This window comes from Pseudoalteromonas sp. M8 (genome assembly GCF_018141365.1).
Classification (GTDB): Bacteria; Pseudomonadota; Gammaproteobacteria; order Enterobacterales; family Alteromonadaceae; genus Pseudoalteromonas.
The window spans coordinates 2674628-2689415 of the sequence record NZ_CP047240.1; the positions used below are offsets into that span (position 1 = coordinate 2674628).

Here is a 14788-nt window from a genome sequence, read left to right on the forward strand (position 1 = left end):
TAAAACCTCAGCTCACCTTTTGTTGACTTGGCGTGTGAGCATGATTTGATTGGCTAGACTCACTCATCGATTTAAAGAAATATAAACACACTGCAATCACCAGCATGGGAATAAGTGCCCCATAAAACGCTTGTTGACCACCAAAATGTTGAAATACTAAACCTGTGATCATTGAACCCGTGCTACCACCCAGCGCTGAAAATACAACGATTAGCCCTGTCATCGACGCGTGCTGTGTAGTGGGTAAACTACTTAGCATTACCGAATTAATCACTGGATAAATAGGCGCCATAAAAAGACCGATCAGCGGCATGAGAAAAGCCACAAGGGGTGCGTCAAATAACGAAGAAATAAGCGTTTTCTCAATACCCTCAGTCATCGGTAACGTTAAAATCACTAACCCTGCCATAGCGGCAAGGCAAACATTTAACACCACATACCAATGTACTTTGGTGAGCACAACGCCGGCACCGAGCCTACCGAGTGCTAAGCAAGCAGCAAAAACACTGGTAATTTGCACGCTAATATTCACCGGTAATGACAAGATCTCATTATTAAAAGTTGGCAGCCAAGTGCCTATACTCTGCTCTATCAATACGTATAAAAATGCGGAAATCACAAATACCAGCACAAGGGGCTTAGCCACAAGCTTTAACATCGCTATAAATGCAAAGACACTAGACTCGGTGGCTTGCGTTGGCTCTGGCTTTGCAATTGGGGAGATCCAAACAATAAATGCGGTGAAAGCGCTCAGCACAGCTAACACGAAATAGACGTTTAACCAGCCAAGAGAGTTATCGCCGCTGTCAATAAACGCCGCAAAAATCCAATAACCGCCGAGGACCCCTAACATAAACACGCCCTCAATAAAATTAAGCAGGCTTGAATGTTGGTTGCTTCCTTCAGTGACTTGGCCAACGAGCGCATAAACCGTCACTTTGACCACCGCAAATGCCGCACCCACGCAAGCAAATACTAGTTTAAGAATCCAAAACTCAGCGACCATAGGAGTGATACTGCAAATCAATGCCACGCCCGCGAGCACTGCGGTCAAAGCGATTTTAAATCCGACCCTAGGGATAACCGACGCAACCAGAAATGAAACGATGGCGATGGGAAGATCTTTAAATGCCTCTAAGGTGGCGGCCTGCGCTTTTGTAATGCCAAAGCTATGAATAGACTGCAAGATGACCGTCCCTACACTATTGAGCAAAATAGCAAATAGGAAGTAACTAACGGCCATGGCAAGTATGATACGTGCTCGATTCATTGTTATTCTCGTTAAAACACTGTGATTCCTTTTTAGTCTAGACAGACTTTTTTATTTTTGCAATCGTTTGCATTTTAAATCACATCAAAACAATTTAAGCTAATGATTGTTATCGCATATTGTGCTGCTTTAACTAGACTGTCTGATCACCAATGAGGACGGAACCTCTTGAGAAGCACATGTCTCACCACTTAGCTGAGAGAGCAGCTTTTCCACCAATAACTGTGCCGCTGCATTGGTGTCTTGTTTAATCGTAGATAGCGCAGGGAAGCTGATCTGTGCCATGGCTATGTCGTCAAATCCGACTATTCGTACGTCATTTGGTACGCTAACGTAACGCTCTTTTAGCGCTTTTAGTGCCCCAAGCGCGACCATATCACTACACGCAAAGATCCCATCAAAGGTTAATCCTTGTGCTCGCAACAAAGCGTTTATACTCGCGTAGGCAGCCTCTGAAGTAATGTCGATTTTAATCATTTGCGCTTCTACCTTGGCTTTTTCCACCGCATGGCAAAATCCGCGATAGCGCTCACCGAGTTCGGCATGGCCCGGATCGCCCAAAAATAGAAGTTTAGACGCTCCCTTGGCAATTAAGTGCTCCGTTGCGCTAAGGCCACCAATAAAATTGTCACTACCAACGATAGGATAATTTGCAGAAGTTTTAGGGTCGCCCCATACCACGATCGGCGTGCCAGCTCTTGCAGCACGTTCAATTCGTGCTTGCTCCTTGCCTTGCCCGACAACGATAACTCCATCGGCTCGACGGCCAGAAATAAAATAACCATGCCAGTCTTCCCCTGCCATATAAGAATTAGAGAGTAATAACTCGTACCCTTTTCGGTTCACCGCACGATTAATATCGCTCACTACTTTAAGTAAAAATGGGTCATCGACGGATTGTTTGGTTTCGGCTTCGAGATTGATAATAACGGCAATGACTTTGGTTTTTTGCATCCGTAAGCGACTAGCCGCCGCGTTAACGCTAAAGTGATGCTCTTTTGCAAGCGCCTGAATGCGCTCTCGAGTTTCCTTTTTTATCAGAGGGTTATCATTGAGTGCACGGGAAGCTGTGGAGGTAGAGACTCCAGCTAGCCTTGCTAGATCCGATAGCTTTAATTGTGTTGTTCCCATCGCAAACCCCTTCTTAGCACACGTTATTACATCGCTATTCTTACAATTTTTTGATACTTAAACCATAACTAATTGAATCTCCTACCCTAACCAAGCAGAAAAGATAAGCAATCACTGTAAATTTGTAACGCCTTCCATCATTTTATGACAAATTTTTAAACAACATCATTGCAAACGTTTGCATTAAGATCTATTTTAAAAAATAGACAGTCGTTAAATACCAGTCTATGACAACAACAAGAGGGCTTTAGCCGTGATAAAAACTAACTCCTTAAGCTTGATCGCTGCAGCTATAACGCTTGCGTTAAGCGCATCAGCTCAGGCTGAACAACAACCGAACAATAACAAAGAAAAAGTAGAAACCATCATTGTGTCAGGTACACCTGGTGGCGCAGGGATCAGAAAAATTGATGCAAGCTTTGCTGTGACTAACATCGATGCCGTGCAAATTGATAAGCTCGCCCCAAAAGTACCGCTGACTTGCTTAAAGCGGTGCCTGGGATCTGGGTTGAAAGTTCAGGAGGTGAATCCGGTGCCAACGTTTTTGTTCGCGGCTTTCCAGGCGGTGGGGATGCACCATTCTTAACGGTTAGTTTGCAAGGTAGTCCTATATATCCCGCGCCAACGCTCTCATTTTTAGAAAACACCTCGATTTTCAGACTCGATGAAACCATCAGTATGATGGAAGGCCTGCGTGGTGGACCAAACCCCGTGGTGTCTAATGGTCAGCCGGGCTTAACAACTAACTTTCAACTTAAACGCGGCCAAGCCGACACCGAAGGGACGTTTAAATATACCACCACAGACTATGGTCTTAACCGCATTGACGGCGTGTTAAGTGGTGAGATCTCCAATGATCTTTACTACATGGTTGGCGGCTATATCAAACGCTCTTCTGGGATCCGTGATGCGGGCTTTACCTCAGAAAAAGGCCATCAATTTACCATAAACCTAACCAAAGAGTTTGCTGATGGTGAATTTAACCTTTATACCCGTCAAACTGATGACAGAGGTGCATGGTATCTGCCAACCCCACTTAATGTTGAGGGTGTGGATGCGGGCTTTACTCAGCTGGGAACGAATAATCGCAAAGCTATTATTTATGTCGGTGATGCAAATGCACCGATGAGCGTAGATATGGGTGATGGTCGCGGCTGGAAAGGCCATGTTTCTGGAGGTAGCTTAAAAGTAGAATTCAAAAATGGTTGGCAGTTAAATGACCGCTTTAGCTTAACGCAAGGCGATGCAAATACACTAGGCCTTGTGCCTGCTGGCAGTGCCATGCGTTTAAGTGAAGTGGCGGACAATGGTGAAACCGCAACAGGTAGCGTCACGGGCGATGAATACGCGGGTGATACCATGGTACAACAATATGGTCGCTGGGTTGTATTAAAAGATATCGAAGCTTTCACCAATGACTTAGCCTTAAGCAAAACCTTTGGTGATTGGTCAAGTGCCTTTGGTATTTATACAGCAACTACTTCTGCAAAAGACTGGTGGAGCTTAGGCAATACCGCCTACCACGTTTTGGAACAAGGTGGCGAAGCATTGAATGGTATCGCGTGTAATAGCGATGTTGCCGGTTGCGCCTTCAACTACGACATTAACAGTTCTGGTGATGCCACGACATGGGCAGTTTATACCACTCATAGTTACCAAGCTACTGAAGCGCTTAAATTAGACTTAGGCCTGCGTAGTGAGCGGCACGAGGTAGAATACTCTGTAGATGAAGATTTAGACGGAGTGATCACAAAAGCGGTTGACTATGATGAGCGCAAGACTTCATGGACCTTAGGCGCTGACTATAGTTTGAGCTTAGATTCAGGTGTTTTTGTGCGTATGAACAAAGGCTACAAAATGCCTTATTTCGACGACTTCAGAGACAACTATAGCACCTATGAATCGGGCGAGTCGCTGATTAAAGAAGTCACACAAGCTGAGCTTGGCTATAAATATATGGGTGAAACCGGCGACCTCTTTGTTACTTTATTTACCAACGAAGTAAAAGGCGACACGTTTGTAAGACGCCCAGGTATACCTGCGGAAATTCTAACCAATGAAGCAACCGGTGTAGAACTTGATTACAGCTACAACCATGAATCGGGTTTATCGATAAACTTGAATGCCACTTGGCAAGACACTGAAATTACCGAAAGCCCAACAAATGAGGGAAATAAAGCACAGCGCCAACCAGATTGGATGCTGCGCGTTACACCAAGCTACGACTTTGAAATGTCAGGTATGTATGCCACCTTGTATGGCACACTCTCAGCTGTAGATGACCGTTTTGGCGATAATGAAAATACTGTCGTGTTAGAGGGCTACGAAAAGCTTGATATTGGCCTTATCGTAGAGCCAACAGAGGGCGTAAAATTACAACTAGCGGTAGATAATCTTACTGATAAACAAGGGATCACCGAGGGGGATCCACGTAACCCAGATTCACCTAACGGCCGCTATATCATGCCAAGGAGTGTAAAGTTTAGCGTTGCGTATACGTTCTAGTTGCTGTAACTAAGCGTTTAACATAGCGCTGCCCGCTTATATCAAATACCTGAGGCTGGTAGCGCTAAAAAGACCTAATCAAATACACTTCAGAACACCGCCTGCTACCCTAAACCTTAGTTATTGTGCCAAGAGAAACCGCCACCAACTTTTCTTCGTCACCGCTTTGCGCATATACCTTACATTCGCATGTCGCCTGACGTTTACCCGAATACAACACGGTTGACTTCGCAATTAGCTTATCGCCAATAGCGGGTCTAACATAATTCACTTTATACTCTGAGGTAACACAGCTGCCCAGCACCGATGCACCAGCAAAAGTAATACAATTATCAGCTAGATAGCTAACCACGCCGCCATGTGCAAAACCATAGTTTTGTTTAAGATCATCCCGAATAGCGAGACTTAACTCAGCAACGCCAACCTCAAACACCTCCAACTCAGCGCCCAACAACAAACTAAAAGACTGCTGTGCTAGGATCTCCTTTCCTTCCTCTAACATAGTATTGCTCAACTTCTTCTCCTTAATTATATTTAAAATATCAACGCTCAAATAGACTCGACGTCGCGAATAGTCTTCACGTTATAGTAAACAATCATAGTTAATTAAAACCGCAATATGATTAGCTCAACACGACTAAAAACTGGGCTAGAAATACCGCCTATCACTAAACTCCCATAGGTCAACTACAATGTAAACAAGCAGCTATATCAATTATTTTACGTATTCTGAATGAGTTTGAAATGTTGCCACATAATTTAGGACGGGGTAGCTACAATAAAAAAGCCGCTTAGCTAGAAACTAAACGACTTTTTCTATATTCAAGCTAGGGTTGGATTAATCTAACCAGAACTCTTTTTTGAACTTAATACCAAACTCACTGCGGTCATTGCTGCGCATGACACCAACAAAGCCACTTTGCTGTAGACGACCTACATCGTACACTTCGTTTAGCACGTTTTCACCGTATAGCGTTACTTCCATATCACCTTCAGCGTTGGTGTATGAGATGTTAAAGCCTAACAATTCGCGAGAATCAATATGCTCGCTTGCTCGTGTTACAGACTGACCTTGCATGTCTGAGCGGTACGAGTAGCTTGCGTTAACTGCAATCGTTGCACCATGCTCTAAGTCATGGAAGTAAGATGGTGCCACCATCACAGTCCATCGAGGTGTGAGTGCTGGCGCATCGCCTTTACCAATACCAATAACACCTTCATCAACATGGGTAATTTCTGAGTCTAGGTAACCGATTGAGCTGCGTACTGAGAAATCATCAGTAATTGCGATTGTCGTTTCAAGTTCAATACCTTGTGCTTTCGACTCACCTGCATTTTCCACGATAGTGACGAAACCACCGCCAGCAGTCGGGTCGTTGAAAGGTAACGCCAGATCGGTGTAATCCGTTACAAATGCAGCAACCATCATAGATACGTTGTCATGCACTTGGCCTTTGAAACCGATTTCGTAGTTAATCGCTTTAGTTTCATCAAACGCAGCGAATTGATCTGGACCACCAAATGGACGTGGTGGGAAGCCGCCACTTTGGTACCCTTTTTGGACCTGCGCGTAAACATTGATGTCACGAGTTAACTGGTATGACGCATTCACGTCCCACGTCACTTCGTCAAAGTCTGCGCTTACATATTTACGAGCACCAAAGCTTGGGAATAGTGCGTTTGCCTCTTTTTTGTCTTCAGAGTAACGTAAACCACCACCTATGCTGAACAGCTCAGTCACGTCAAAGCTTGCATTTATGTATGCCGCATAGGCATCGGTTTCTTGGTTGATATCAAAGTAACCGTAGTCACCAAAAGAAGCAGTCTGACCATCGTTTAATAAGCCATTTGGCGTGTTCCACGGGCTAAATACGAACGGACCAGAGCTGGTAAAACCGTCTTCGTTAAAGTAATAAAGACCCGATACAAAATCCCAAGAGTCATAAGTACCGTTTAGTTGTAGTTCAAATGAGTACTGATCTGCACCGCCCTCTTCTGGGAATTCAGATAGATTAAGTGCTACCGCATCGTCATCTAGGCCACCGGTATATTCAGAACTACGCTTGCTTGCGATAAATTTAACAGAGTAAACATCACTTGCTTGCCAATCAGCAGTCACTGACCCACCCCAACCAGAATAATCTGTGCTTTCAATGCCAGCAACCGTTGTTGCCAAATCATCAGGATTGTTTGGCAACATAGACTCATCTAGCAATGGGAAGTCACCATTGAAAGGGTCATTTGAGTCAAGTGGACCTGTTAATTCAATAGTATACGGTGATTGACCAGACTCGTTCTCAACGCCGTCAAATGCAGCGGTGACAACTAAATCATTCGTTGCTTGCCATCTAAGTGCTAAACGGCCACTAAACTCTTGCTCTTCGCCGATTTCCTTTTCAGGATTTGCTAAGTTGATTGCTTTACCTACACCGTCGCGCTCTTTATAAGAAGCACTTGCAGAAAAGCTCAGTGTGTCTGTTAACGTCTGGCTTGTATACAGGTCAGTCGCTAAACGACCGCGAGAACCTATTTTAGCTTCAACGCGTGCAACTTCTTCAGCGCCAGGTTGTTTAGTGATCACATTTACCGCACCGCCTAATGTGTTACGGCCGTACAGTGTACCTTGTGGACCACGTAGTACCTCTACGCGTTCAACATTGGGCAGTGAAAGGTTAGAACCCATTTGACGGCCAAGGTATACGCCATCAACGTAAACACCAACACCTGGGTCCGTTGTGATCACATGGTCTTGTAGACCAATACCACGGATAAATACAGAAGCATGTGCAGCGTTACCTACACCATAGCGAGTAATATTTAAGTTTGGAACGAACTTACCAATATCGTCTAGATTGCTGATATTGGCTTTATCAATATCACTAGCACCGATAGAAGTAATCGCAGTAGGCGTTTCGAACAAGCTTTCAGTACGTTTACGAGCAGTCACTTCTATTTTTTCAAAAACTTGTTTTTCTTGCTCTACATTAGCTTGTTCAGCCAATGCTGTACTAGGAAGGGCTACTGCTGCTAACACTGCAGCTGAAATCGCAGATAAACCAAGGCGAGGTAAAACTGTAATCATATAATCTCCAAAGGAATCACCGTGTGTGTGCTAGTTGCGAGAGGTCGCAACTAGAGAAGTAACAAGCTAAGTGTCATTACCTCTAGCCCAGTAATCCGTTAAATCTAAATAGACTTAAACACTACAAATTTTGGGCATAAAAAAAGATGCACTAGGGGCATCTCTTTCCTCTGGAGGGGTATTATAGTCACAACCAGAGTAAATTGAAATATTTATTTAATAAAAATTACTTTTAGGGTTTTTGTAACCATAATAAAACCAATATTAGAAAATTAATTTTAATAAAAAATCGTTACAGAACAATTGATTATACTAGATAGTAGGATTATATGTTACTAAAGTGAAACTTCAGCCTAGGTTTTTGCCGTGGTTTTAGTTTGTTTGAAATAGCTTCTATTAGCGAAGCTGTGAATGATAAGACTAATTGGTATTAGGCTTAGTGGCAAACGGCAGACGAAAAAAAACCAGCCTAAGCTGGTTTTTTTATTTGGTGCGAATGGGGGGACTTGAACCCCCACGGCCGAAGCCACCACCCCCTCAAGATGGCGTGTCTACCAATTCCACCACATTCGCAAATTCAGTGTATTTCCTAATGATTAATTAGGTACGTCAGAAGCTGGATTTTCTTCTGTCGCTGGCACATCATTTGTTGCTGGAACTGTTGTTGCAGCAGCTGGTGCCTCTAAGTTTTCCCACTCATTAGTCTTTTTAATCTGACCCGTAGTTAGGTTACCTAGAACAATACTTAGTACAAAGAATATCGTTGCTAAGATTGTTGTTGTCTTGGTCATAAAGTTACCTGCGCCTGATGAGCCGAAAACTGTCGCCGATGCACCTGCACCAAACGAAGAGCCCATATCTGCGCCTTTACCTTGTTGAATTAACACCATACCAATTAATGCTAATGCCACAATTAAGTAAACAACCATTAGAATTTCGTACATTTACTTATCCTTTTGCACTTCTGCATATAGCTGCGAAACTCTCAGGTTTTAGGCTTGCGCCACCTATAAGTCCACCGTCTATATCGTCTTGTGCGAATAACAATTCACTGTTCTGTTCATTAACACTGCCACCGTAAAGGAGCTGCAGTGATTGTGCAATTTGCTTGTCATTGTCTGAAAGCAAATCACGTATAAATTTGTGTACTGCTTGCGCTTGCTCAGGAGATGCTGTTTTACCAGTACCAATAGCCCAAACAGGTTCGTATGCTATCACAGAGTTTGTTAGCGCTGCTACACCTAATTTGGTGATAACTGCGTTTATTTGCCTAGCAACCACTTGCTCTGTCTGCCCATTTTCTCTTTCTTCTTCGGTTTCACCAACACATAAGATTGGTGTCAAACCTTGTTCTTGAGCATGTGCAAATTTGTTCGCAACATCTTCATCGCTTTCGCCGTAAATAGCTCGCCGCTCTGAGTGACCAACTAAGGTATATGTTGCACCTAGCGATTTTGCTAGGGACGCCTGAATTTCTCCAGTATATGCGCCTTCTTTATATTCCGAAACAGTTTGAGTTCCGACAGTAAGCCCTTTACTTGCTGCTTGCTCAATGAGCATGGCAGGAGGAAAAACAATTACATCTGCTTGAAATGTTTGATTGCTTACTGCTTCTGATATTTGGTCAACAAGGGCTTTAGAGCCATTCATTTTCCAGTTACCAGCAACAATTTGCTTTCTAGTTGTCATACGATACTCCGCAGTAGAAAGCGGGTGAGATACTAACTCTACTCACCCGAAGTTACAAGAAATAAATTTAACTTTTGGTTTAATTGCTCACAGATTCAACAACTTCAGCGATTTTTTGGGCAAAATCGATAACTTGCTTCTGTTGCTGAGCTTCAACCATGACGCGAACCACAGGCTCTGTACCAGATTTACGCAATAGCACTCTGCCCTTTCCGGCAAGCTGAGTTTCAACTTCAGCGACAACCGCTTTAACAGCGTCTTGCTCGGTTGGATCATCTTTAGTGCTATAGCGCACATTAATCATCTTCATTGGGTATTTGCTAAAACCTTCACCCAAATCTTTTAATGTTTTATTCTGCGCAACCATGGCAGCAAGCACTTGTAAGCTAGAGACAATGCCATCACCGGTGCTGATCAGATCCAGATTTAAAACGTGACCTGAACTTTCGCCGCCGATTTTCCAGCCTTTCTCACCAAGAAGCTCCATTACATAGCGGTCACCGACCTTACTACGCTCAAACGCAATTCCGCGTGATTTAAGGGCGTTTTCGAGCCCCATGTTAGACATTACCGTACCTACAACACCGCCACCTAATGTGCCATCGGCATGAGCTTGACAAGCGATAATATAGACGATGTCATCACCATCAAATACATGACCGTCGTGATCGACCATCATGACTCGATCACCATCACCATCATAAGCAATACCAACATCCGCTTGATGTTCAAGCACGGCTTTTTTCAACGCTTCGACATGCGTTGCACCGCATTTTTCGTTGATGTTAACACCATTCGGTTCACATGCGGTTGTGATCACATCCGCACCTAATTCACGCATTACGCTTGGCGCAATGTGATAAGTCGCGCCATTTGCGCAGTCCAATACCACTTTCAACCCTTCAAGCGATAGCTCTTTAGGAAACTGGCCTTTACAAAATTCGATATAGCGACCATCCGCACTTTCTAGACGCTTAGCTTTACCGAGCTTTTCAGACGCTACACACGTCATCGGTTCATCCAGCTTTGCTTCTATTGCAAGTTCCACCTCGTCAGGGAGCTTTTTACCATCGCCACCAAAAAACTTGATGCCATTGTCATGGTATGGATTATGAGATGCACTGATCACAATACCAGCCTCAGCTCTGAACGTTTGCGTCAAGTAAGCAACAGCAGGTGTCGGCATAGGCCCCAATAAAATCACATTGATCCCCGCGGCAATTAACCCAGCCTCTAACGCGGTTTCAAGAAGGTAGCCAGAAATGCGGGTATCTTTGCCAATAATTACCTTTTTGGTACCACGCTCAGACAGCACTTTTCCAGCCGCCCAGCCTAGTTTCATTGCAAACTCAGGCGTAATTGGGAACTCGCCCACCATGCCCCTTACACCATCCGTACCGAAGTACTTTCTTGTTGTCATTGAGTAACTCCATTGACCGACGCTAGCCATACATTAAGCGCGTCGCTTGTTTCTTTTACGTCATGAACACGAATTATGTGCGCGCCTTTCTGCGCACATATCAGTGCACCGGCTAGACTCGCAGCTACACGCTCATGCGTTTCCCGAGTGAGTAGTTGTCCAAACATGGACTTTCTAGAGAGGCCTGTCAGAATAGGCAAATTGAAAGCGTGAAACTTGTCCAACCCTCCTAATATCTGAAAGTTATGCTCTAGAGATTTACCGAAGCCAAAACCAGGATCTAAAATCAGCCGATTGGTATCAATCCTGGCTTGCTTGCACGCACTGATCCTAGCTTCGAAAAACTGACTGATGTCTGAAAATAAGTCATCATAGTGAGGGTTATTTTGCATTGAGCGAGGTTGACCTTGCATATGCATTAAACAAATTGGTACATCACTGTATTGAGCTGCGACTTCGAGCGCTTCTGGCTCTTGCAACGCTCGAACATCATTAATGATATCAGCGCCTGCCTCTATTGCTTGTTTCATCACCTCGGCTTTACTGGTATCTACCGAAATCACACAGTTAGAGTGTGTGCGAATTGCTTTAATAACCGGTATCACGCGCTGTAATTCTTCTTCTAATTGGACGTCTGGCGCGCCGGGACGAGTGGACTCTCCACCTATGTCTAAGATGGTAGCGCCTTGTGAAAGCATTAAATTTGCTTGCTCGATCGCACTATCAAGGTGAGTAAAATGTCCACCGTCAGAAAATGAGTCGGGAGTAACATTTAAAATCCCCATTACCTGAGGCTTATCTAAACTAAGGGTGCGCCCTTTGGGTAAACGTAACTCGTACATTCTATACCTATTTTCTGTAGTCTAAGTTTGGTGATAACGAAAGGCTTATAGCAGTTGATTTAAGTTCTCACATCGAATGTCATAAAACTTATATCAACTGATACAAAAAAGCCCCGATTGCTCGGGGCTGTCGTATTCTACCTAATCTTACGATTTGTCATCAAGTTCTGAGTTTGATGATGTGTCGTTTGACTGCTCTTCTGCTGGTTTTTCAGCTTTAGGCTCAGGTTTTATGTCTGTTACTTTTGCAGATTCTACTTTTTTCTCTGGCTTAATGTCATGTGCATCCCTTGGTGGACGAACATCACGACGCTCCATTAGATCATCAATCTGCAATGCATCAATCGTTTCGTATTTCATCAACGCATCTTTCATCGTGTGAAGAATATCCATATTATCTTTTAGGATTTGCTCCGCACGTTGGTAGTTGCGATCAATGAAATCTTTAATTTCAGCATCAATAAGCTTGGCGGTTTCATCCGACATACCTGACATACGGTGAGAACCACCACCCATGTACATTTCGCCTTGCTCTTCTAAGTACATCTGTGGACCAAGTTTCGGACTTAAGCCCCACTGAGTAACCATTTTCTTAGCAATATCGGTTGCGCGCTCAATATCGTTGCTCGCGCCTGTCGTTACTTTGTCATCGCCGTAAATCAGCGCTTCAGCGATACGACCACCGTATAAACTCGAAAGCATAGATTCTAGGTGTTGCTTAGAGTGACTTACGCGGTCTTGCTCTGGTAAGTACATTGTTACACCTAATGCGCGACCACGTGGAATAATCGACACTTTATATACTGGGTCATGTTCAGGCACTAAACGACCAACAATCGCGTGACCAGCTTCGTGATATGCCGTCATTTCCTTTTCTTGCTCGCTCATCACCATGGACTTACGCTCAGCACCCATCATGATTTTATCTTTCGCGGCGTCAAATTCCGCCATACTTACCTTACGCTTGTTGCCCCGAGCGGCAAACAGTGCGGCTTCATTCACAAGGTTAGCTAAGTCAGCACCAGAAAAGCCCGGCGTACCACGTGCAATTACAGACGCTTCAACATTATCGTCTAATGGCACTTTGCGCATGTGAACGTTTAAGATTTGTTCACGACCACGAATATCCGGAAGACCAACCACGACTTGGCGGTCGAAACGGCCAGGACGTAATAATGCAGGATCTAGTACATCAGGACGGTTAGTAGCTGCGATAACGATAATACCTTCGTTACCCTCAAAGCCGTCCATTTCTACAAGCATTTGGTTAAGTGTTTGCTCACGCTCATCGTGACCACCGCCCATACCAGCGCCACGTTTACGGCCTACCGCGTCGATTTCATCGATAAAGATGATACAAGGCGCAGCTTTTTTTGCCTGTTCAAACATGTCACGAACACGAGATGCACCAACACCAACAAACATTTCTACGAAGTCAGAACCGGAAATGGTAAAGAATGGTACTTTTGCTTCACCAGCAACGGCTTTAGCAAGTAAGGTTTTACCCGTACCTGGAGGACCAACCATCAACACGCCCTTCGGAATGCTACCGCCCAACTTTTGGAACTTTGACGGGTCACGCAAAAAGTCGACTAGCTCAGTAACATCTTCTTTCGCTTCGTCACAACCAGCGACGTCTGCAAATGTTGTCTTAACTTGGTCTTCGCTCATTAATCGAGCTTTACTTTTACCAAACGACATTGCGCCTTTGCCGCCACCGCCTTGCATTTGACGCATGAAGAAAATCCATACCCCAATAAGCAAAAGCATTGGGAACCAAGAAATAAAGATGTTTGCAAGGAAAGATTGCTCTTCAGGTGCAACGCCTTTGATGTTTACGTCGTTCTTAAGTAAGTCATTAACCAAATCCAAATCAGTTAATGGAATTACTGTTTGAAAACGATCACCACTTGAACGAACGCCGCTAATTACGCCTGTTTGACGATCAATACTGACTTCTCTTACAGAGCCATTGCGCACATCCTTTACAAATTGTGTGTAACTCGTTTGGCGATCATATTGTTCGCCACCGTTAAAGCTCTGGAACACAGTCATTAGCACTACTGCAATCACTAACCAGAGTATTAGATTTTTAGCCATATCGCTCAAGGAGTTAACCTCTTGTATCCAAAAAAATTCAAATTCAACTTGATGCTTTCCAACTGTACTACAGTTTGTAGCCCGTCGCCACTACATATACTTCGCGTGAACGAGGACGAGACGCTTTTGGTTTACGGATCTTTACGACCTTAAAACAATTACGTACCTCTTGTACAAATTGATCAAAGCCTTCTCCTTGGAAAACTTTAACCGCAAATGCACCGTTTGGTTTTAGCACTTGATGGCACATATCTAATGCTAGCTCGACCAGATACATACTGCCAGATTGATCGGTTGACATATTTCCGCTCATATTTGGTGCCATATCAGAAAAAACTACATCAACATTCTTGCCGTTTATTCTATCCAATAATGCATTTAATACCGCTTCTTCTCTGAAGTCTCCCTGAAGGAAATCGACACCCGCTAATGAGTCCATCGGTAAGATATCACAAGCAATAACTTGTCCGCCAATATCTACCTGCTCTGCGAGATACTGCGACCAGCTCCCCGGAGCAGCCCCTAAATCAACTACCGTCATTCCTTTACGGATCAATTTATCCTTTTGCTGGACTTCTTCCAGCTTAAAAACCGCTCGTGAACGATAGCCACGTTTTTGGGCTTCATGCACATACGGGTCTTCTACGTGTTCTTTTAACCAACGTTTCGAACTGGCGGAATGTTTTTTATTTGCCATATTAACTACAACTCATTAGTAATATTGTCTAGATGGCGTTAGAATATCGATA

At 44.0% G+C, this 14788-nt stretch carries 10 protein-coding genes, 1 tRNA gene and 1 pseudogene; 1 reads left to right on the forward strand and 11 read right to left on the reverse strand.

Annotation, left to right across the window (positions count from 1 at the left end):
- Positions 1 to 7 precede the first annotated feature (7 nt).
- Complete coding sequence (locus GSF13_RS16725; protein WP_211866430.1) at positions 8 to 1270, reverse strand: MFS transporter; 1263 nt, start codon at positions 1268 to 1270, stop codon at positions 8 to 10.
- 129 nt (positions 1271 to 1399) lie between these two features.
- Positions 1400 to 2401, reverse strand: a complete 1002-nt coding sequence (locus tag GSF13_RS16730; RefSeq protein ID WP_010605074.1) for a substrate-binding domain-containing protein — start codon at positions 2399 to 2401, stop codon at positions 1400 to 1402.
- A 253-nt stretch (positions 2402 to 2654) separates the two neighbouring features.
- On the opposite strand from GSF13_RS16730, the pseudogene GSF13_RS16735 reads away from it, so the two are divergent.
- Positions 2655 to 4906 (forward strand): annotated as a pseudogene (locus GSF13_RS16735) (TonB-dependent receptor).
- Between the two features lie 109 nt (positions 4907 to 5015).
- Here GSF13_RS16735 and GSF13_RS16740 read toward each other — a convergent pair.
- The 9 genes from GSF13_RS16740 to rlmE form a co-directional block, all read right to left on the reverse strand.
- The gene (locus GSF13_RS16740; protein ID WP_010373862.1) at positions 5016 to 5420 is read right to left on the reverse strand and encodes a PaaI family thioesterase; all 405 of its coding nucleotides are present in this window, start codon (positions 5418 to 5420) and stop codon (positions 5016 to 5018) included.
- Positions 5421 to 5744: 324 nt separating this feature from the next.
- Positions 5745 to 7988, reverse strand: coding sequence for a TonB-dependent receptor (locus GSF13_RS16745; protein ID WP_174168693.1), 2244 nt, complete (start codon positions 7986 to 7988; stop codon positions 5745 to 5747).
- Positions 7989 to 8476: 488 nt separating this feature from the next.
- A tRNA-Leu gene (locus GSF13_RS16750) sits at positions 8477 to 8561 on the reverse strand.
- 23 nt (positions 8562 to 8584) lie between these two features.
- Positions 8585 to 8932 carry a preprotein translocase subunit SecG gene (secG, locus tag GSF13_RS16755; protein WP_010373860.1) on the reverse strand — a complete coding sequence of 116 codons (348 nt, stop codon included), beginning with the start codon at positions 8930 to 8932 and terminating at the stop codon, positions 8585 to 8587.
- 4 nt (positions 8933 to 8936) lie between these two features.
- On the reverse strand, positions 8937 to 9677 hold the full coding sequence (gene tpiA / locus GSF13_RS16760; RefSeq protein ID WP_206470976.1) for a triose-phosphate isomerase: 741 nt from the start codon (positions 9675 to 9677) through the stop codon (positions 8937 to 8939).
- Positions 9678 to 9756: 79 nt separating this feature from the next.
- Positions 9757 to 11097, reverse strand: coding sequence for a phosphoglucosamine mutase (glmM, locus tag GSF13_RS16765; RefSeq protein WP_010373858.1), 1341 nt, complete (start codon positions 11095 to 11097; stop codon positions 9757 to 9759).
- Positions 11094 to 11939: a dihydropteroate synthase gene (gene folP / locus GSF13_RS16770; protein ID WP_211866432.1), complete on the reverse strand. Its 846-nt coding sequence runs from the start codon at positions 11937 to 11939 to the stop codon at positions 11094 to 11096. Before folP ends, glmM begins: the two co-directional genes overlap by 4 nt.
- A 147-nt stretch (positions 11940 to 12086) precedes the next feature.
- Complete coding sequence (gene ftsH / locus GSF13_RS16775) at positions 12087 to 14039, reverse strand: ATP-dependent zinc metalloprotease FtsH (protein WP_010605080.1); 1953 nt, start codon at positions 14037 to 14039, stop codon at positions 12087 to 12089.
- 67 nt (positions 14040 to 14106) lie between these two features.
- Complete coding sequence (gene rlmE, locus GSF13_RS16780) at positions 14107 to 14736, reverse strand: 23S rRNA (uridine(2552)-2'-O)-methyltransferase RlmE (protein WP_010605081.1); 630 nt, start codon at positions 14734 to 14736, stop codon at positions 14107 to 14109.
- Positions 14737 to 14788 lie beyond the last annotated feature (52 nt).

Excerpts from the sequence above, each read along its gene's own strand:
- tpiA (WP_206470976.1), bottom strand. The coding sequence starts at position 9,677 with ATGACAACTAGAAAGCAAATTGTTGCTGGTAACTGGAAAATGAATGGC.
- GSF13_RS16745 (WP_174168693.1), bottom strand. The coding sequence starts at position 7,988 with ATGATTACAGTTTTACCTCGCCTTGGTTTATCTGCGATTTCAGCTGCA.
- glmM (WP_010373858.1), bottom strand. The coding sequence starts at position 11,097 with ATGACAACAAGAAAGTACTTCGGTACGGATGGTGTAAGGGGCATGGTG.
- GSF13_RS16725 (WP_211866430.1), bottom strand. The coding sequence starts at position 1,270 with ATGAATCGAGCACGTATCATACTTGCCATGGCCGTTAGTTACTTCCTA.
- GSF13_RS16730 (WP_010605074.1), bottom strand. The coding sequence starts at position 2,401 with ATGGGAACAACACAATTAAAGCTATCGGATCTAGCAAGGCTAGCTGGA.
- ftsH (WP_010605080.1), bottom strand. The coding sequence starts at position 14,039 with ATGGCTAAAAATCTAATACTCTGGTTAGTGATTGCAGTAGTGCTAATG.
- rlmE (WP_010605081.1), bottom strand. The coding sequence starts at position 14,736 with ATGGCAAATAAAAAACATTCCGCCAGTTCGAAACGTTGGTTAAAAGAA.
- secG (WP_010373860.1), bottom strand. The coding sequence starts at position 8,932 with ATGTACGAAATTCTAATGGTTGTTTACTTAATTGTGGCATTAGCATTA.
- folP (WP_211866432.1), bottom strand. The coding sequence starts at position 11,939 with ATGTACGAGTTACGTTTACCCAAAGGGCGCACCCTTAGTTTAGATAAG.